This is a genomic window from Pseudomonas sp. NFPP25 (assembly GCF_900116505.1).
Taxonomy (GTDB): Bacteria; Pseudomonadota; Gammaproteobacteria; order Pseudomonadales; family Pseudomonadaceae; genus Aquipseudomonas; species Aquipseudomonas protegens.
Genome location: NZ_FPBG01000002.1, coordinates 651,568 through 670,846 on the forward strand (window position 1 = coordinate 651,568; position 19,279 = coordinate 670,846).

Below are 19,279 nucleotides of genomic sequence, written 5' to 3' on the forward strand. Positions count from 1 at the left end.
GTTCGGTCAGGGTGGTCGGTAAAAACACTCGGCAGTCTACTTCGTCTGTTTCCTGTTGCAATGTAGAAACTACACTGTGTAGTGTAGTTAATCTTCGAAACGATGATTGGCGGCTGATGCTTGCGTGCCTTGGCCAGTAGATCGTCCCGCAATACCACGTCGCAACCTTGCTGCGTTCCATGGAGTCATTTCAATCATGGCCACTGTCTCGTCAAGCATCACCCGTGCTCCCCGCGAGGAAACCTCGCGCCAGGAGCAGGGGGCTTTTCGCAACCATGCGCCGGTGCGTCGTGCCGGCTTTGGCAAGACCCTGCAGATCTTCTGGAACATGTTGTTCCACAAGCCGCGCAATACCCGCCCGGCCGGAGCCATTCCGGTGCAGCCGCTGACCCGCGAGCAGTTGCTGGCGGCGCCCGATCACAGCGTCTACCGCCTGGGGCATTCCACCGTGCTGCTGAAGATGCGCGGCAAGTTCTGGATCACCGATCCGGTGTTTGCCGAGCGCGCGTCACCCGTGCAATGGGCCGGGCCGAAGCGCTTTCACCAGCCGCCGATCAGCCTGGAGCAATTGCCCGATATCGAGGCGGTGATCCTGTCTCATGATCATTACGATCACCTTGATCACAAGACCGTGCTGGTCCTGGCGGACAAGACTCGGCATTTCCTCACCCCGCTGGGGGTGGGCGATACCCTGATCAAGTGGGGCGTGCCGGCGGCCAAGGTCCGGCAACTGGATTGGTGGCAGGGCTGTGAGGTCGCTGGCGTCCGTTTCGTTGCCACCCCATCGCAGCACTTTTCCGGGCGTGGTCTGTTCGATGGCAACCGGACCTTGTGGGCCTCCTGGGTGATGATCGATGGCCCCGCGCGGATCTTCTTCAGCGGCGATACCGGTTATTTCGACGGTTTCAAGCGTATCGGCCAGCAGTACGGCCCATTCGACCTGACACTGATGGAAACCGGGGCCTACAACGTCGAATGGCCCCATGTGCACATGCAGCCCGAGCAGACTCTGCAGGCCCACATCGACCTGCAAGGTCGTTGGCTGCTACCGATCCACAACGGCACCTTCGACCTGGCGATGCACGCCTGGCACGAACCCTTCGACCGCATCCTGGCCCTGGCCTGGGAGCGCAGTACCAACATCACCACGCCGCAAATGGGCGAAGCCTTCAACCTGGCGCAGCCGCAGCGGGGAGCCGCCTGGTGGCTGGAGGTGGAAGGTGCACTGGAGCAGGCGGGCGTCGAATCCGCCTGACCCAGGCCTTCTTCGCCCGGGCGGCGGGTTATGAGGATGGTGACCATGGCATCCGCCGTTTGCGGCGCCATGAGGCCCGGATCAAAACCCTGGCCTGCCCGCCGGTTCGTCCGGGCTCGACCCCTCTGCCGGTACCGGCCTTGTGCGAGCACTTGCCCAGGCGGCTGGATCATTCGATCAGGGCGTAGTCGGGCCGCTCCATCGGGTTGGGAGTGGCTCCCTTGATGTTCATGCCGCGGCCAGGGGTGAAGCCCGGGAAGAACACCAGGCCCTGGGCCTCAAGGCAGAACGCCAGGGCCAGGCGGGTTACGTCACGGACCTCGTAGCCCGCTTCGAAGCGCTGGATGGCTTGCACCGAGACCGCGGACTCGCGGGACAGCTGATCCATGTCCCAGCCCAGCATGTCCCGGGCCTGGGCACAGTGTTGTGGGGTGAATTGATAGAGAGCGATACGTTCCAGGGTGATTTTCATCGCGAGAGAGGCCATGGTTTTCTCCGGGAGGTTAGGCAGTGCGTTGGCTTTGTACTGGATATTTGTACAGTTGTTTTGCGTCCGGATCAAACTCAATTTCTGCCACTGCGCCAGCCTTTGGTCACAAGGCTTTTCCAGGGGCTGGATGCTCTTGATTCAGGTAGGTGCTGGGGGATTGCCCCAGCACCCGACGGAACATGGTGGAGAACGCGCCAGGGCTGTCATAACCCAGGTCCAGGGCGATTCGGGTTACCGGCTCCGCGGCCGCCAGCCGGGCCAGGGCCTGGATCACGCAGGCCCGTTGCCGCCACTGCACGAAGCTCATATCGGTCTCCTGGCGAAACCAGCGATTGAAGGTACGCAGGCTGACATGCAGTCGGTCTGCCCAATGAAGGGGGGATTGATGGACATCGGGCCGGGCGAGAAAAGCCCGGCACAGCTCCAGCAGTGGGCCGCCGGCCGGCAAGGGAATGTGCAGCGGCAGGCCAGGGCAACGCTGGATTTCGTGCAGCAGCAGGTTGATCAGCAGCCCGTCGCGCCCGTCCAGGTCGTATTCCAGGGGCATGTCCACTGCTTCCAGCAGTAGCTGGCGCAGCAGTGGCGAGATGCCGATGACCCGGCAGCCGCTGCTGTCCAGTGGCGCCGCGGCCGGTTCGATATACAGGCTGCGAGTGCTGACCCCAAGCATCAGCACCTCATGTTCCACCCCCGGTGGAATCCACACCGCCCGCTGCGGTGGCACCACCCAGTTGCCCTGATCGGTACTGACCTGCATCACTCCGGTGGCGCCATAGAGCAGTTGCGCCCGCCGATGCCGATGGCGCGGCAGGCGTTGCCCGTCTGGGTAGTCGGTGCCAATGGCGAGCACGGGGCGCGGGGTCTGATCCAGTTGGTCGATGGAGATATTGCGCATGCCGACACAGTCCCGTATTTGGCGTAAACGCAAACATTATTGGCCAATTTGCTGAAGCCGGCCAAGCGCTGGGGTTCTATCTTCCAGGGCGTCTACCTGAATGGAAACGCCTTGATGTTCTATCTACTGTTGGCACTTTTTGGTTGCATGACGGGCATCAGCGCCGTGCTGTTCGGCTTTGGTGGCGGGTTTGTGGTGGTGCCGCTGCTGTACTGGATGTTGCTCGGCAGCCAGGGCGCCGATTCGGCTGTGGGGCAGGCGGCGATGCATGTCGCGGTAGCCACTTCGACCTGCGTGATGATCGTCAACGCCCTGGTTGCCACCGGCAGGCACCAGCGCGCAGGCAATCTTGTCCGCCGCTATCTGTGGCCCCTAGGTGGTTATATCGGGCTGGGGGCGATAGTTGGCGCGGCTGGGGCCATGTGGGTGAGTGGCGAGGTGATCCGCTATGCCTTTATTGCCTACCTGGGCCTGACCATTGCCGACTGCCTGCTGCGCCGGGGGTTTCTTGAACAGTCGGTAGGGCAGAAAACCCGTGACCTGGGATCAGGCGAAACGCTCTTTGGCGGTGTAGGAATAGGCGTCATCGCTACCTTTCTCGGAGTGGGCGGCAGTGTCATGACTGTTCCCCTGCTACGTCGCTGCGGCCTGAGCATGACCCAGGCCACCTCCATGGCCAATCCGCTGAGTGTCCCCGTGGCGCTGGCGGGTACTGCGACCTATATGGCGCTGGCAGGCTATAGCCGCTTCGATCTGGGCCCCTGGTTTGTCGGTTATGTCGACCTGCTGGCGTTTTTTGTCCTCACCCTGGGTTCGTTGCTGGGTATTCGTCTGGCCGCGCCCTGGATCGGCAGGATCCCTGATCGGGTACATGCGAGGGTTTACATCGGTCTGTTGTTTCTGGTGCTGCTGAGCATGTGCCTGAAGTGATAGAAGCGTCACGCTTGGCCGCTCGATTGTCCTGGGGCGCCGGTCCATAATTGCTCGTCGCTTACCACAGGCCCAGGCGCTGCTGACGACGCTGGCGGCCTTTTCATGCAAGGGAGTTTCCATGTTCAACGGATTGATGCGCCAGATCCTCGGTGCCCTGTTGCTATGTATCTACCTTCAGGGCCTGCAGGCCTCGCCCTCTCGACAGGTTCTCAGCGGCACTCTGGGCAAGATGCCGATTGTGCTGGAAATCAATACCGGCGATCCCAAGGACGTCACAGGGCGATATTTCTATCAGAAGTATCACCATGATCTGGCACTCAACGGCACGCTTGTCGGGCAGGCGCTGGAGCTGCGGGAGGGAGGAGGCCGCCCTGACGATGAGCAGGCGGCCCTGCCCACCTTCAAGTTGCAGCAAACTGCCGATGGCTGGCAGGGGCAGTGGCAGGACTCCAAGGGCAAGACTCTCGATGTGCAGTTGTCCACGGCCAAGGCTGAGGCGCCCAAGCCGGATGCGTTGCCCTATCTGGCGCAGCTTTATCCGAATGATCTGTACGAATACCTGCGCCTGCAGGGCCTGGCCCTCAAGCAGGGCAAGCAGCAGAGCTTCATGGGTTACACCCTGCAATGGTGGAGCGAGCCAGGGTCGAAGCTGTCGATGTTCAAGGTGGTCGGCGGTTACCCGGAAGCTCAGCAACAGCGTCTCAATCAGTTGTTGATGGAGCGTCTGTGGCGCGAGGTGAGCGCCTACCACGAGTGCCTGCTGGGAGCCGGCTCCCAGGGGGGCGAATTCATGCAGACGGTAAAACCACAGTTCTTCTCACCGGCGGTACTGAGCGTGAATATCTCCACCAGCTATTCCTGCGGCGGTGCTCACCCGGACTTTGGCGACTCCCCCATGAATATCGACGTGAACAGTGGCCACCCGTTGTCACTGTCCGATGTGCTCTGGGTGGGGCAAGGCAAACCGCTATTGCACACCGACCGCAATGGCAAAGGGGACACTCGTCTCACCGAAGCTGAGCGCACAGGCCTCTACGAATACACCCAGGAAAAACTGGCACCCTGGCTGGTCCAGCAGTTTCGCGCCTTGTACCCCGGCAAGATGCGCGAGCCGACCGACCCCGACGAGGGCTGCAACTACAGCGACGAGAGCGTCTGGGGCGATAACAGTTGGTACTTCACTCCCAAGGGGCTGTTCCTCAAGGCCTACTTTCCTCGGGTAGCGCGGGCCTGTGACGGGCCTGAGTGGGCGGTGCTGCCGTATGCGTTGGTCAGGAAGCACCCCGGGGCCGTCGCTCTGGAGCTGCCCAAGCATTGAAACCGAAGGAGGTTATTTTGCTTCCAGCCCCGGCGCCTCACGGATCACGAAGTGATCCAGGTTCTCGATATTGGCGCTGAAGACCCCGAAGGTCGACTCGGGGTCTTTCTTGCTCGGCACTTGCTTGAGTGCCGGCGTCACGCCATAGAAGAAACAGTACAGCTCCCGCTGGCTGTCGGCGGCGCCCTTGATCTCCTCGAGGAAGGCTTTGCGCTTGCGGTAGCTGTCGATCAGCTTCTTGCTCAGGTAGACATTGACCGAGTAGGGCTTCTTCTTGGTTTCGCCCTCGGCCTTGAACCAGACTTTCTGCTCGAAATCGATGCGAAAGCTTTGGGTGTAGTCCTTGATCTCCTTGATCTTGCCCCAGTAGATAAGCCCCTTGTTGTCCAGCAGGTACTCGATCCTCTTGAAGAATGAGGCGTAGCTGGCCGTGTGTTCGCCGACCTTCAGCGGCATGCGCTTGAGCAGTTCCTTGTCGTCGATGTTCGACACAAAGCACTCCACTGGGTGGGCGAAGACGCTGGTCTTGTCCGGGGTAGTGTCGCGCCCGGGATGGGGCTTGTGCGAACTGGCCTTAGCGGCTGGCGGAGTGTCCTGTGGGGCATCCACTGCCGCTTGGGGGCTGGCCGGCTTGCGCACGTATTCACGGCGGCTTAAGAGCAGCTCCGAGGGGAAATGCTCCTCGCGTTCCTCTTCGGTCGCGGTGCCTTCCACGCTACCGGCGCTTTTGCTGACCCCATAAGGGCATCCTTCCATATGAAGCGTGGCGGGCAGGTTCTTGAAATGCGGCGTGCGGATGTAGTTGACGTTCTTGGCGTTGAAAGTGCCCAGTTGATTAGTGCTATCGAACGCTGCGCGGCATTCATCGTTGGGGCACTGGAAACTTTCCCTGGCCGAATCGAAGACCAGGGTTTCATCGAAATTCAGATCACGCACGTCATAGATCGACAACTTGTCGTCGAGGCTGATGCAGTACGCGGTATCGAATTTCATGGGCGCTTTGATCCTTAAGCGGAAGAGGGTTCTTTATAGCGGCAGGTCATGCAGCCTGCACGTACTTTGATGAACCAGTCCCTGTGTACATTGGTGCGGCCAATAAAAAAGCCCTGACCAAGTCAGGGCTTCTTGTTTGTGTCATTGATCCGGGAATCAATCCCAGCTCAAGGCGCCGCCAGTCTGATACTCGATCACGCGGGTCTCGAAGAAGTTCTTCTCTTTCTTCAAGTCCATGATCTCGCTCATCCATGGGAACGGGTTGGTGGTACCTGGGTACTCTTCCTTCAGGCCGATCTGCGACAGGCGACGGTTGGCGATGAACTTGAGGTAGTCCTCCATCATCGCGGCGTTCATGCCCAGTACACCGCGCGGCATGGTGTCGCGAGCGTATTCGATCTCCAGTTGGGTGCCCTGGAGGATCATCTGGGTCGCTTCTTCCTTCATCTCGGCATCCCACAGGTGCGGGTTTTCGATCTTGATCTGGTTGATCACGTCGATGCCGAAGTTCAGGTGCATGGATTCGTCGCGCAGGATGTACTGGAACTGCTCGGCGACACCGGTCATTTTGTTGCGACGGCCCATGGACAGGATCTGGGTGAAGCCGCAATAGAAGAAGATGCCTTCCAGAACGCAGTAGTAGGCGATCAGGTTGCGCAGCAGTTCCTTGTCGGTGTCGACGGTGCCGGTTTCGAACTTCGGATCGGAGATCGAACGGGTGTACTTCAGGCCCCAGGCGGCTTTCTTCGCGACCGATGGAATCTCGTGGTACATGTTGAAGATCTCGCCTTCATCCATGGCCAGCGATTCGATGCAGTACTGGTAGGCGTGGGTGTGGATCGCCTCTTCGAACGCCTGGCGCAGGATGTACTGGCGGCATTCCGGGTTGGTGATCAGGCGGTACACGGCCAGTACCAGGTTGTTGGCAACCAGGGAGTCGGCGGTGGAGAAGAAGCCCAGGTTGCGCATGACGATGCGACGCTCGTCGTCGGTCAGGCCTTCCGGGTTTTTCCACAGGGCGATGTCGGCGGTCATGTTGACCTCTTGCGGCATCCAGTGGTTGGCGCAGCCGTCGAGGTACTTCTGCCAGGCCCAGTCATACTTGAACGGCACCAGCTGGTTGAGGTCGGCGCGGCAGTTGATCATGCGCTTCTCGTCAACCGCGACACGGGCGGAAGAACCTTCCAGTTCAGCCAGGCCTTCGGCGATGTCGAGCTGATCCAGAGACGCCTTGGCGCGGGCAACGGCAGCGGAGTCGCTGGCGGTCACGGCGCGGGCTTCAAGAGCGGCGGCGCCACCGGCGCTGTCGAGGCGGTCCATGTTGGCTTCAGTAGCGTGGCCGGCGTTGGCGCCTTTGACCGCAACTTCACCTTCTTCTTTGTCGAATTCGTCCCAGCTCAGCATGACGTGTCGTCTCCTGCTCGAGGGCCAGATGCCCGTGTGAAAACAAAAGGGGTGGTTTTTCACACGGCACGCTGGCCGCGTTAAATCATTGGAAATCGTTTGTTGCAGCAGTGAACGCAGGCAATAAACAGAAATACGTGTCCGGGTGCCTGGTGACCGCTGTCGGGCGGAGCTTGGCGTACCAGCTCCTGCGCAGGATTCAGCAGGTCGTTTTCATCCGGTAAGGGAATGTTGCAGGCCCGTTTTGAGGACGCATTATAAGGATATTTTCGGGGGCGTGGGGCGACCGATGGGCGCAGGCGAGCCCGAGAAGGGGGGGGACTTGGAGCAGAGCGCGGGTTTACAAGGCTTTGGCGGTTGAAGATTTTTTTTCACGCTTGAAAAAAATAGCTGGAAATGGCCAAAAAATAGCCAACTTTACTAGATGTTGTGTTTTTGCAAGCCTTTTTGAGGTTTTGAACACAACTCGAATCGCTCGGTCTTGCCTTGGGAAATCTCTTGGAGCAGGTCTTCAGGGGGTGGCCGGATTTCCTCCGTCGAAGCCGTCGCTGGAGTTGCTCGCAAGGTCGTGGCGGTGCCATGAGGAGGCCATCAACCTCAGGAGGAAAGGTGCGTGCGATTGCCGGGCTCGCACGTCGTCAGGCTGAGGCCTTTTACTGCCCATGGGTGGGTAGTCACCAGGCATCTGTGCCGCAAGAGGGATTTCTTGCGGCCGGCAGTCATCAAGGTATGTGCAATGAACTTTGCTATTAGCCGTTAGAGCAACCGTTGCCCATTACGCGATATTGAAGAATATGCCGCTGGCCGTGGGAGTCTTCATATTCCATGCGCGCTGGTACAACTTCGCATACTTCTGGAACTTCGCTCATGGAGATAACTTTGGCGATATCCAGATCAGTCGAGTAAGTGTATTCCTCTACCGGTACTTGCTGGTTGGCGACATCAGTCGGGATCTCATCAGCCATCGCGGTTACGCACAGACTGCTGAGGGCCAGAACTAATAAAGCTTTCATTTGCGTTTTACCTTTCTAAGGTCGTGTGAGGTCACGCAGCCTTTATGGGGCTGCGTGTGGAACTTGAGTAGAAGTTTGATTAACTGCCTTCGTGGGGGCTGCAACTTGGTTAATCAGATTGCCTGTTGGGCGAGGCAGATTTTAGGCGCGGGGGCCGCAGTCATATAGGCGTACTTTTGATAAACACCTTTGACAGTTTTTGTAACAATCGCCGAAAAAGGGCTGTTTGGCAGCTGGCTGGAACTTTTTTGGGTAGGGTGGATATCGCTGTAAGGCGCATTCTTGAAGGGATTTGGCAAATGAAGGGGTATTTCGCAGGGGGTTGTTACTACCATCGTCGAATGGTTCTATAGACGCCCCCCGGCTACAACGGGGTCATACAAAAACAACTATGTCACCGAGGTAAGAAAGATGAGTGCGGCTTCTCTGTATCCCGTTCGTCCCGAGGTTTTGGCCAATACGCTGACTGACGAGGCGACCTACAAGGCCATGTACCAGCAGTCGGTCGTGAACCCGGACGGTTTCTGGCGCGAACAGGCCAAGCGTCTCGACTGGATCAAGCCTTTTACCACGGTGAAGCAGACCTCCTTCGACGATCACCATGTCGATATCAAGTGGTTCGCCGACGGCACCCTGAACGTCTCCTACAACTGCCTGGATCGCCATCTCGCCGAGCGCGGTGATCAGATCGCGATCATCTGGGAAGGCGACGATCCTTCCGAAAGCCGCAACATCACCTACCGCGAACTGCATGAGGAAGTCTGCAAGTTCGCCAACGCCCTGCGTGGCCAGGACGTGCACCGCGGCGACGTGGTGACTATCTATATGCCGATGATTCCCGAGGCGGTGGTGGCCATGCTGGCCTGTACCCGCATTGGCGCGATCCACTCGGTGGTGTTCGGCGGCTTCTCCCCTGAAGCCTTGGCCGGGCGCATCATCGACTGCCGCTCCAAGGTGGTGATCACTGCCGACGAAGGTATCCGTGCCGGCAAGAAAGTGCCGCTCAAGGCCAATGTCGACGATGCCCTGACCAACCCGGAAACCAGCAGCATTCAGAAGGTCATCGTGTGCAAGCGCACCGGTGGCAACATCAAGTGGAACCAGCACCGCGACATCTGGTACGAAGACTTGATGAAAGTCGCCGGCAGCGTCTGCGCGCCGAAAGAGATGGGCGCCGAAGAAGCGCTGTTCATCCTCTATACCTCCGGTTCCACCGGCAAGCCCAAGGGCGTGCAGCACACCACCGGCGGCTACCTGCTGTATGCGTCGCTGACCCATGAGCGGGTGTTCGACTACCGCCCGGGCGAAGTCTACTGGTGCACCGCCGACGTCGGCTGGGTCACCGGCCACACCTATATTGTCTACGGCCCGCTGGCCAACGGCGCCACCACCGTGCTGTTCGAGGGTGTGCCGAACTACCCGGATGTCACTCGGGTGGCGAAGATCGTCGACAAGCACAAGGTCAACATCCTCTACACGGCACCGACCGCAATCCGCGCCATGATGGCTTCGGGCACCGCTGCCTGCGAAGGCGCCGATGGCAGCAGCCTGCGCCTGCTGGGCTCGGTGGGCGAGCCGATCAACCCGGAAGCCTGGGACTGGTACTACAAGAACGTCGGTCAGTCCCGCTGCCCGATCGTCGACACCTGGTGGCAGACCGAGACCGGCGCCACCCTCATGAGCCCGCTGCCGGGGGCGCATGCCTTGAAGCCGGGTTCCGCAGCGCGTCCGTTCTTCGGCGTGGTGCCGGCCCTGGTGGATAACCTGGGCAACATCATCGAGGGCGCGGCCGAGGGCAACCTGGTGATTCTCGACTCGTGGCCAGGCCAGGCACGGACCCTGTACCGCGACCACGATCGTTTCGTCGATACCTACTTCAAGACGTTCCGTGGCATGTACTTCACCGGTGACGGCGCCCGTCGCGACGAAGATGGCTACTACTGGATCACCGGTCGGGTGGACGATGTGCTCAACGTCTCCGGGCACCGCATGGGTACCGCCGAAATCGAAAGCGCCATGGTTGCGCACCCGAAGGTCGCCGAAGCGGCGGTGGTGGGCGTACCTCACGACATCAAGGGGCAGGGCATCTACGTCTATGTGACCCTCAATGGTGGCGAAGAGCCGAACGAAGCCCTGCGCCTGGAATTGAAGAACTGGGTGCGCAAGGAAATCGGGCCGATCGCCTCGCCGGACGTCATCCAATGGGCGCCGGGCCTGCCGAAAACTCGTTCCGGGAAGATCATGCGGCGGATTCTGCGCAAGATCGCCACGGCGGAGTACGACGGTCTGGGCGATATCTCGACCCTGGCTGACCCGAGTGTGGTGCAGCACCTGATCGATACCCACAAGACCATGAACGTCGCCTGAGGCGGTTTTCGAGTCACCCAGCCCCGCCCGGCCCTGTGCCGGGCGGGGCTTTTTTGTGCGGTGGCGATGGGCCGCAAAGCCCTCTGCGTGGCTGTTGCAGGTGCCGGCTTGCCCGCGAAGAAGGGGCGAATAAATATCGGATTTATCCGTTCGGTGTATCCGAATGTTACCGGTACGGCCGAAGATGTAACCTTGCGCCTAATTTCGGGGCAATGGGAAACGCCGGGCCCCATTTCAGGGCCTTTTATATCCTTATAAAAAATAAGTCATCACGCTGCGCTTGCCGGAATAGAAGGCTTTGCCAATAATAGGCCCGCAATTTGCAGCATAGATCGGTTCCCCGTCTTTCGCTCTTGCATAGAATTGAAGAGCTGTCAATGCGCTAGCCAGGCATTCTCGATGCTTCTGTAATTTGTTGTCGCATTGAGGAAATATCGGCTTCCAGCCTGTCGTTAGAATGCCGGTCACTCGCTCGTCGTTGCCTGTGTGTGAGCCCCCTGCGGGCTGCCCGGGCCGCAGCGCCGCTACTTGCTGTTTCACCCATTCGCATATTGGGCTGTCGCTCACTCTGCCGTTTTCGCCCTTTACCGATGGAGTTCTAAGATGAAGAAACTCGTGCTTCTTGGCGCCCTGGCACTGTCCGTGCTGTCCCTGCCGACTTTCGCCGATGAAAAGCCGCTGAAAATTGGTATCGAAGCGGCTTACCCTCCGTTTGCCTCCAAGGCGCCGGACGGCAGCATCGTCGGTTTCGACTACGACATCGGCAACGCCCTGTGCGAAGAGATGAAGGTCAAGTGTGTCTGGGTCGAGCAAGAGTTCGACGGCCTGATCCCGGCACTGAAGGTTCGCAAGATCGACGCCATCCTCTCGTCCATGTCGATCACTGACGATCGCAAGAAATCCGTGGACTTCACCAACAAGTACTACAACACCCCGGCGCGTCTGGTGATGAAGGCCGGTACCCAGATCAGCGACGGCCTGGCCGAGCTCAAGGGCAAGAACATCGGCGTGCAGCGCGGTTCGATCCACGAGCGTTTCGCCCGTGAAGTGCTGGCTCCCCTGGGTGCGCAGATCAAGCCTTACGGCTCGCAGAACGAAATCTACCTGGATGTGGCCGCCGGTCGCCTCGACGGTACCGTGGCGGACGCTACCCTGTTGAATGACGGCTTCCTGAAGACCGACGCTGGCAAGGGCTTCGCCTTCGTCGGTCCGGCCTTCACCGACGTCAAATACTTCGGCGACGGCGTAGGGATCGCCGTGCGCAAGGGCGACAAGGCCGATCTGGACAAGATCAACGCCGCCATCGCTGCCATTCGTGAGAACGGCAAGTACAAGCAAATCCAGGACAAGTACTTCGACTTCGACATCTACGGCAAGTAAGACCGTCGAATCAGTCAGTCCGAGATGGCGCAAGCAGCAGAGTCTCTGAAGTTTGCGCCATTTTTTCATCCCAATTTTCGAGGACCTGAATCATGTTGAAAGGCTACGGGGCTGTCATCCTCGATGGCGCTTGGCTGACGCTTCAGCTCGCCTTGTCGTCCATGGCCCTGGCCATTGTTCTGGGTCTGATCGGGGTTGCGCTGCGCCTCTCGCCGGTGCGCTGGCTGGCCTGGCTGGGCGACCTGTACTCCACGGTAATCCGCGGTATTCCCGACCTGGTGCTGATCCTGCTGATCTTCTACGGTGGCCAGGATCTGCTCAACCGGGTGGCGCCGCTGCTGGGTTATGACGATTACATCGACCTCAATCCGCTGGCGGCCGGTATCGGCACCCTGGGCTTCATCTTCGGTGCCTACCTCTCCGAAACCTTCCGTGGCGCCTTCATGGCGATCCCCAAGGGGCAGGCGGAAGCCGGCATGGCCTACGGCATGAGCAGCTTCCAGGTGTTCTTCCGGGTGATGGTGCCGCAGATGATTCGCCTGGCGATTCCCGGCTTCACCAACAACTGGCTGGTACTGACCAAGGCGACCGCGCTGATTTCCGTGGTGGGCCTGCAAGACATGATGTTCAAGGCCAAGCAGGCGGCGGATGCCACTCGCGAGCCATTCACCTTCTTCCTTGCAGTGGCGGCGATGTACCTGGTGATCACCAGTGTCTCGTTGCTGGCACTGCGTTACCTTGAGAAGCGCTACTCGGTAGGCGTAAGGGCGGCTGATCTATGATCTTCGACTACAACGTCATCTATGAGGCCCTGCCGCTGTACTTCGGCGGCCTGCTGACCACCCTGAAACTGCTGGCGCTGTCGCTGTTCTTCGGTTTGCTGGTGGCGCTGCCCCTGGGGCTGATGCGGGTGTCCAAGCAGCCGCTGGTGAACATGACAGCCTGGCTCTACACCTATGTGATCCGCGGCACGCCAATGCTGGTGCAGCTGTTCCTGATCTACTACGGCCTGGCTCAGTTCGAAGCGGTGCGCGAGAGTTTCCTCTGGCCCTGGCTGTCCAGCGCGACCTTCTGCGCCTGCCTCGCCTTTGCCATCAACACCAGCGCCTACACCGCGGAAATCATCGCCGGCAGCCTCAAGGCCACGCCCAATGGCGAGATCGAGGCGGCCAAGGCCATGGGCATGTCGCGCTACAAGATGTATCGCCGCATTCTCTTGCCATCGGCTCTGCGCCGCGCACTGCCGCAGTACAGCAACGAAGTGATCATGATGCTGCAGACCACCAGTCTGGCGTCCATCGTGACCCTGATCGACATCACCGGCGCGGCGCGGACGGTCAACGCGCAGTACTACCTGCCGTTCGAGGCCTACATCACCGCCGGCGTGTTCTACCTGTGCCTGACCTTTATCCTGGTGCGCCTGTTCAAGCTGGCCGAAGGCCGCTGGCTGCGCTACCTGGCGCCGCGGAAGCACTGATATGGAACGCATCGATCATCCATTGCCCTGGAATCACCTGGGTAGCGAGCGGCATATCTCGGTGTTCCGTTTCGGCAGCGGCGAGCGCAAGGCCTATATCCAGGCCAGCCTGCATGCTGACGAGTTGCCGGGCATGCGTACTGCCTGGGAGCTGAAGAAGCGCCTCGGCGAACTGGAAGCCCAGGGGACTCTCAACGGCGTCATCGAGCTGGTGCCGGTGGCCAACCCGCTGGGCCTGGGCCAGTTGCTGCAAGGCAATCACCAGGGGCGTTTCGAGGCTGGCAGCGGCAAGAACTTCAACCGTGATTTCGTCGAGTTGAGCGAGCCGGTCGGCCAGCGCCTGCAAGGGCGCCTGGGGGATGATCCGCACGCCAATGTGCGCCTGATTCGCCAGGCCATGGCCGAGGTGCTGGCTGAGCTACCGCCGGCGTCCAGCCAGTTGCAGGGCATGCAGCGGGTGCTCCTGAGCCATGCCTGCAGCGCTGATGTGGTGCTGGACCTGCATTGCGATGCCGAGGCGGCGCTGCACATGTATGCATTGCCGCAGCATTGGCCGCAGTGGCGCTCCCTGGCCGCGCACCTGGATGTGAAGGTCGGCCTGCTGGCGGAAGATTCCGGTGGCAGTTCGTTCGACGAAGCCTGTTCGTTGCCCTGGTTGCGCCTGTCGCGGCAGTTCCCTGAAGCGCAGATCCCCTTGGCTTGCCTGGCAACCACCCTCGAGCTGGGCGGCCAGGCCGACACCGGGCGGCCTCAGGCCCAAGCGCACGCCGAAGGCATCCTGGCGTTTCTTGCCGAGCAGGGGTTGATTGCCGGTGACTGGCCGGCCCCCGGGCGCGAAGCCTGCGAGGCCATGCCTTTCGAAGGCACCCAACTGCTGTATGCGCCGCACCCCGGCGTGGTGAGCTTTCTGCGTCCGGCCGGTAGCTGGGTGGAGGTGGGCGAGCCGGTTTTTGAAGTGATTGATCCCCTATCCGATCGGGTCAGCACGGTGTGTGCTGGCACCAGCGGCGTGCTGTTCGCCGTTGAGCGGCTGCGTTATGCCCAACCCGGTTTCTGGCTGGCCAAGGTGGCGGGGCGTGAAGCGCTGCGTCACGGGCGCTTGCTCAACGACTGACTGTTTTTGTGAGAACCGTCCGCATGTACAAACTTGAAGTCCAAGACCTGCATAAGCGCTATGGCAGTCACGAAGTGCTCAAGGGCGTGTCCCTGAAGGCCGCAGCTGGCGATGTAATCAGCATCATCGGCTCCAGTGGCTCGGGCAAGAGTACATTCCTGCGCTGCATCAACCTGCTGGAGCAGCCCCATGCGGGCAAGATCCTGCTGAACAACGAAGAGCTGAAGCTGGTAGCCAACAAGGACGGCGCCTTGAAGGCCGCCGATCCCAAGCAGCTGCAGCGCATGCGCTCGCGCCTGTCGATGGTGTTCCAGCATTTCAACCTGTGGTCGCACATGACCGCGATTGAAAACATCATGGAAGCGCCGGTGCATGTGCTGGGTGTGTCCAAGGCCGAGGCTCGCGAGAAGGCCGAGCACTACCTGGCCAAGGTCGGTGTGGCGCACCGCAAGGATGCCTATCCGGGGCACATGTCCGGTGGCGAGCAGCAACGGGTGGCGATTGCCCGGGCCCTGGCGATGGAACCGGAAGTCATGCTGTTCGACGAGCCGACCTCGGCCCTGGACCCGGAACTGGTGGGCGACGTCCTGAAGGTCATGCAGGCCCTGGCCCAGGAAGGCCGGACCATGGTGGTGGTGACCCACGAAATGGGCTTTGCCCGTGAGGTGTCCAACCAGCTGGTGTTCCTGCACAAGGGTGTGGTGGAAGAGAGCGGCAACCCGCGTGAAGTGCTGGTGAACCCGCAATCAGAACGTTTGCAACAATTCCTCTCGGGCAGCCTCAAGTAATAGCTGCCGTTGTGCACCAAATTAGGTCATGCTGCGCACCGCGCGCCAGATGGTCTAACTTGGTGCTGCCGCCCTTGGCTTCTCACCTTGTTTTCGTTTCGGATTGCCCGCCATGACTGCCCATCGAATTGGTTTCCTGATTTGGCCCAGCACTAAAGCCTTGACGCTGGCGCTGGCTGAGGAGGCCTTGCGTGTTGCCCAGCGGGTGCACCCGGAAGTGGTCTATGAGCTGGCTTTCCTGCAGGCTGAGGCCCCGGCCGAAGGCGCCTGGCAACTGCCGGGCGAGCCTTGGGCGGGCAAGCTGGAAGGTTGTCAGAAACTGTTCCTGCTGGCGGACGAGCCGCCGGCGCCGATGAGTTCCGGCTTGAGCAGTGCCCTCAAGCAGCTGGTGCGTGCCGGCTGTGTGATTGGTGGGCTGTCAGCCGGGGTTTACCCCTTGGCACAACTGGGGTTGCTCGATGGTTATCGGGCAGCGGTGCACTGGCGCTGGCAGGATGATTTCGCCGAGCGTTTTCCCAAGGTCATCGCCACCAGCCATCTGTTCGACTGGGACCGTGATCGCCTGACCGCGTGCGGTGGCATGTCGGTGCTGGACTTGCTGCTGGCGGTGCTGGCCCGGGATCATGGCGCCGAGCTGGCCGGTGCGGTGTCCGAGGAACTGGTGGTGGAGCGCATTCGTGAAGGCGGCGAGCGCCAGCGTATCCCGCTGCAAAATCGCCTGGGCTCCAGCCATCCGAAGCTGACCCAGGCAGTGCTGCTGATGGAGGCCAATATCGAGGAGCCGCTGACCACCGACGAGATTGCCCAGCACGTCTGTGTTTCCCGTCGTCAGTTGGAGCGGATCTTCAAGCAGTATCTGAACCGCGTGCCCAGCCAGTATTACCTGGAGCTGCGCCTGAACAAGGCCCGGCAGATGCTGATGCAGACCAGCAAGTCGATCATTCAGATTGGCCTGTCCTGTGGTTTCTCTTCCGGCCCGCACTTCTCCAGCGCTTACCGCAACTTCTTTGGCGCCACCCCGCGCGAAGATCGCAATCAGCGGCGCAGCAGCAGCCCGTTCGAACTCTCCTCCGTGCCTTCGGAGCGCGGTTGACCCCGTATTGTAGGAGCCGGATTGCCGGCGAATCCCACAGGCCACCCGCTCGCCCGCAAAATCCCGTTCGACGTCCTCTTGTCGTAACGTCGATAACCTTTTCGAGATTTGGGGCTGCCCGCCTCGTAACTACCTGGGTAATTACCTTGGGCAAATTGCCCGGCAAATCTGCCGCTGAGGCTGTGCGCAGTTTAAACTGCGCCTTTGCGACGCAATTTGTCGCATTGCCATAAACCCGCTTAAAACCTGGGTTGGCGCTATAAGAAGTTGTCGCTTGGCGACAAGGCCGGGCACAAAACTGTCCTTACAATCCCTCCATCGCTCGCCAGTTTCAGGCGGGTGTTCCTCTTCAGGAGACTCCGATGTCCGTTGAGCAAGCTCCGGTGCAACGCGCCGATTTCGACCAGGTGATGGTTCCCAACTACGCACCTGCGGCCTTCATTCCTGTGCGTGGCGCGGGGTCCCGAGTATGGGATCAGTCGGGTCGGGAACTGATCGACTTCGCCGGCGGCATCGCGGTCAACGTACTGGGTCACGCCCATCCGGCCCTGGTAGGCGCACTGACCGAGCAAGCGGGCAAGCTGTGGCATGTGTCCAACGTCTTCACCAACGAGCCGGCCCTGCGCCTGGCCCACAAGCTGATCGACGCCACCTTCGCCGAGCGCGTGTTCTTCTGCAACTCCGGCGCAGAAGCCAACGAGGCCGCCTTCAAGCTGGCCCGTCGCGTGGCTCACGATCGTTTCGGCGCCGAGAAGTACGAAATCATCGCCGCCCTGAACAGCTTCCACGGCCGTACCCTGTTCACCGTGAACGTGGGTGGCCAGTCCAAGTACTCCGATGGCTTCGGTCCGAAGATCACCGGCATCACCCATGTGCCGTACAACGATCTGGCCGCCCTGAAAGCCGCGGTTTCCGACAAGACCTGCGCCGTGGTGCTGGAGCCGATCCAGGGCGAGGGCGGCGTGCTGCCGGCCGAGCTGGCCTACCTGCAAGGCGCCCGCGAGCTGTGCGACCAGCACAACGCGCTGCTGGTGTTCGACGAAGTGCAGACCGGCATGGGCCGCAGCGGCGAGCTGTTCGCCTATCAGCATTACGGCGTGACCCCGGACATCCTCACCAGCGCCAAGAGCCTGGGTGGCGGTTTCCCGATCGCGGCGATGCTGACCACCGAAGCGCTGGCCAAGCACCTGGTAGTCGGCACCCACGGCACCACCTACGGCGGCAATCCGCTGGCGTGTGCGGTGGCCGAGGCGGTGATCGACGTGATCAACACCCCACAGGTGCTCAATGGTGTGAAAGCCAAGCACGACCGCTTCAAGACCCGTCTGTTGCAGATCGGTGAGAAGTACGGCCTGTTCACGCAAGTCCGCGGCCTGGGCCTGTTGCTCGGCTGCGTGCTCAGCGAGGCCTGGAAGGGCAAGGCCAAGGACGTGTTCAACGCGGCCGAGAAAGAAGGCCTGATGATCCTGCAAGCCGGCCCTGACGTGGTGCGCTTCGCGCCGAGCCTGGTGGTCGAGGATGCCGATATCGACCAGGGCCTGGACCGCTTCGAGCGCGCCGTGGCGAAATTGACTCAAGCCTGATCCAGGGCGGCGGTGCTTCTCGGCGCCGGCCTTTGCGGCCGGCGTCGAGCCTAATTCCTGTGCCGGGCTATCCCGGCATTTTTTTCCCTGAGTCGGACGGTTTCCGACCTGTTTTAGAGTAAGGAGTGACACCATGCTGGTGATGCGCCCCGCGCAAATGGCTGATCTGGGCGAGGTACAGCGTCTGGCTGCAGACAGCCCGATTGGTGTCACCTCCTTGCCGGATGATGTGGATCGCCTGAGCGACAAGATCGCCGCAAGCGAGGCTTCGTTCGCCGCTGAAGTGAGCTTCAACGGTGAAGAGAGCTACTTCTTCGTCCTGGAAGACACCGACAGCGGCAAGCTGGTGGGCTGCTCGGCGATTGTCGCCTCGGCCGGCTACTCCGAGCCGTTCTACAGCTTTCGCAACGAAACCTTCGTCCACGCTTCCCGCGAGCTGAAGATCCACAACAAGATCCACGTCCTGTCCCAGTGCCACGACCTCACCGGCAACAGCCTGCTGACCAGTTTCTACGTGGTCCCGGAGCTGGTGGGCTCGGCCTGGTCGGAGCTCAACTCCCGCGGCCGCCTGTTGTTCGTCGCCAGCCACCCGGAGCGCTTCGCCGATTCGGTGGTGACCGAGATCGTCGGCTACAGCGATGAGCATGGCGACTCGCCGTTCTGGGATGCCATCGGGCGCAACTTCTTCGACCTCAACTACGCCGAGGCCGAGCGCCTGTGCGGCCTGAAAAGCCGGACCTTCCTCGCCGAGCTGATGCCCCATTACCCGATCTACGTGCCGCTGCTGCCGGATGCGGCCCAGGAAGCCATGGGCCAGGTGCACCCGCGGGCACAGATCACCTTCGACATCCTGATGCGCGAAGGTTTTGAAACCGATCACTACATCGACATCTTCGACGGTGGCCCGACCTTGCATGCGCGGGTCTCGGGTATCCGCTCGATTGCCCAGAGCCGCGTGGTGCCGGTGAAGATCGGTGAAGCAGCCAAGGGCGGCGGCCGCCAGTACCTGGTCTCCAACGGCCAGTTGCAGGATTACCGCGCCGTGTTGCTGGAGCTGGATTACGCCCCGGGCAAACCGGTGACCCTGGACCTGCAAGCCGCCGAAGCCCTGGGCGTCGGCGAAGGCGCCAGCGTGCGCCTGGTGGCGGTTTAACGCCTGCTTTCACTACCTGGAAA

The 19,279-nt window shown here is 60.8% G+C and carries 17 protein-coding genes; 12 read left to right on the forward strand and 5 right to left on the reverse strand.

Features of this window, described 5'->3' with window-relative positions:
- The first annotated feature begins 196 nt into the window (after nucleotides 1-196).
- Entirely contained in the window at nucleotides 197-1,255 is a 1,059-nt protein-coding gene (locus tag BM382_RS10015) for an MBL fold metallo-hydrolase (RefSeq protein ID WP_072442757.1), read from the forward strand.
- A 169-nt stretch (nucleotides 1,256-1,424) separates the two neighbouring features.
- Here the strand turns inward: BM382_RS10015 and BM382_RS10020 are convergent, their stop codons facing one another.
- Nucleotides 1,425-1,742: an XRE family transcriptional regulator gene (locus BM382_RS10020; RefSeq protein WP_026020019.1), complete on the reverse strand. Its 318-nt coding sequence runs from the start codon at nucleotides 1,740-1,742 to the stop codon at nucleotides 1,425-1,427.
- Nucleotides 1,743-1,848: 106 nt separating this feature from the next.
- Complete coding sequence (locus BM382_RS10025; RefSeq protein ID WP_011062784.1) at nucleotides 1,849-2,640, reverse strand: AraC family transcriptional regulator; 792 nt, start codon at nucleotides 2,638-2,640, stop codon at nucleotides 1,849-1,851.
- Nucleotides 2,641-2,754: 114 nt separating this feature from the next.
- On the opposite strand from BM382_RS10025, the gene BM382_RS10030 reads away from it, so the two are divergent.
- Together BM382_RS10030 and BM382_RS10035 are read left to right on the forward strand one after the other, a co-directional pair.
- Nucleotides 2,755-3,570: a sulfite exporter TauE/SafE family protein gene (locus BM382_RS10030; protein WP_011062783.1), complete on the forward strand. Its 816-nt coding sequence runs from the start codon at nucleotides 2,755-2,757 to the stop codon at nucleotides 3,568-3,570.
- Between the two features lie 121 nt (nucleotides 3,571-3,691).
- Nucleotides 3,692-4,891: a hypothetical protein gene (locus BM382_RS10035; RefSeq protein WP_072442759.1), complete on the forward strand. Its 1,200-nt coding sequence runs from the start codon at nucleotides 3,692-3,694 to the stop codon at nucleotides 4,889-4,891.
- 12 nt (nucleotides 4,892-4,903) lie between these two features.
- Here the strand turns inward: BM382_RS10035 and BM382_RS10040 are convergent, their stop codons facing one another.
- The 3 genes from BM382_RS10040 to BM382_RS10050 all read right to left on the reverse strand — a co-directional run bounded on the left by BM382_RS10040 (nucleotide 4,904) and on the right by BM382_RS10050 (nucleotide 8,301).
- Entirely contained in the window at nucleotides 4,904-5,884 is a 981-nt protein-coding gene (locus BM382_RS10040) for a hypothetical protein (protein ID WP_011062781.1), read from the reverse strand.
- A gap of 156 nt (nucleotides 5,885-6,040) precedes the next feature.
- Nucleotides 6,041-7,288, reverse strand: coding sequence for a ribonucleotide-diphosphate reductase subunit beta (locus BM382_RS10045; RefSeq protein ID WP_011062780.1), 1,248 nt, complete (start codon nucleotides 7,286-7,288; stop codon nucleotides 6,041-6,043).
- A gap of 749 nt (nucleotides 7,289-8,037) precedes the next feature.
- Complete coding sequence (locus BM382_RS10050; protein WP_011062779.1) at nucleotides 8,038-8,301, reverse strand: DUF2790 domain-containing protein; 264 nt, start codon at nucleotides 8,299-8,301, stop codon at nucleotides 8,038-8,040.
- Nucleotides 8,302-8,712: 411 nt separating this feature from the next.
- Here BM382_RS10050 and acs point away from each other — a divergent pair, with 411 nt between their 5' ends.
- From acs to aruF, 9 genes are all read left to right on the forward strand, one after another.
- A complete protein-coding gene (gene acs / locus BM382_RS10055) occupies nucleotides 8,713-10,668 on the forward strand; it encodes an acetate--CoA ligase (protein ID WP_011062778.1) in 1,956 nt (651 codons plus the stop codon).
- A 603-nt stretch (nucleotides 10,669-11,271) separates the two neighbouring features.
- Nucleotides 11,272-12,048: an ABC transporter substrate-binding protein gene (locus tag BM382_RS10060; RefSeq protein WP_011062777.1), complete on the forward strand. Its 777-nt coding sequence runs from the start codon at nucleotides 11,272-11,274 to the stop codon at nucleotides 12,046-12,048.
- Between the two features lie 92 nt (nucleotides 12,049-12,140).
- A complete protein-coding gene (locus BM382_RS10065; RefSeq protein ID WP_011062776.1) occupies nucleotides 12,141-12,830 on the forward strand; it encodes an ABC transporter permease in 690 nt (229 codons plus the stop codon).
- Entirely contained in the window at nucleotides 12,827-13,525 is a 699-nt protein-coding gene (locus BM382_RS10070) for an ABC transporter permease (RefSeq protein WP_011062775.1), read from the forward strand. Before BM382_RS10065 ends, BM382_RS10070 begins: the two co-directional genes overlap by 4 nt.
- A gap of 1 nt (nucleotide 13,526) precedes the next feature.
- The gene (locus BM382_RS10075) at nucleotides 13,527-14,639 is read left to right on the forward strand and encodes a succinylglutamate desuccinylase/aspartoacylase family protein (protein WP_019093133.1); all 1,113 of its coding nucleotides are present in this window, start codon (nucleotides 13,527-13,529) and stop codon (nucleotides 14,637-14,639) included.
- 23 nt (nucleotides 14,640-14,662) lie between these two features.
- A complete protein-coding gene (locus tag BM382_RS10080; protein WP_011062773.1) occupies nucleotides 14,663-15,427 on the forward strand; it encodes an ABC transporter ATP-binding protein in 765 nt (254 codons plus the stop codon).
- Between the two features lie 112 nt (nucleotides 15,428-15,539).
- Nucleotides 15,540-16,520: a transcriptional regulator ArgR gene (gene argR, locus BM382_RS10085; protein ID WP_011062772.1), complete on the forward strand. Its 981-nt coding sequence runs from the start codon at nucleotides 15,540-15,542 to the stop codon at nucleotides 16,518-16,520.
- 362 nt (nucleotides 16,521-16,882) lie between these two features.
- Nucleotides 16,883-18,103 carry an aspartate aminotransferase family protein gene (locus BM382_RS10090; protein ID WP_019093134.1) on the forward strand — a complete coding sequence of 407 codons (1,221 nt, stop codon included), beginning with the start codon at nucleotides 16,883-16,885 and terminating at the stop codon, nucleotides 18,101-18,103.
- Between the two features lie 133 nt (nucleotides 18,104-18,236).
- Nucleotides 18,237-19,256, forward strand: a complete 1,020-nt coding sequence (gene aruF / locus BM382_RS10095; RefSeq protein ID WP_011062770.1) for an arginine/ornithine succinyltransferase subunit alpha — start codon at nucleotides 18,237-18,239, stop codon at nucleotides 19,254-19,256.
- Nucleotides 19,257-19,279: the final 23 nt, after the last annotated feature.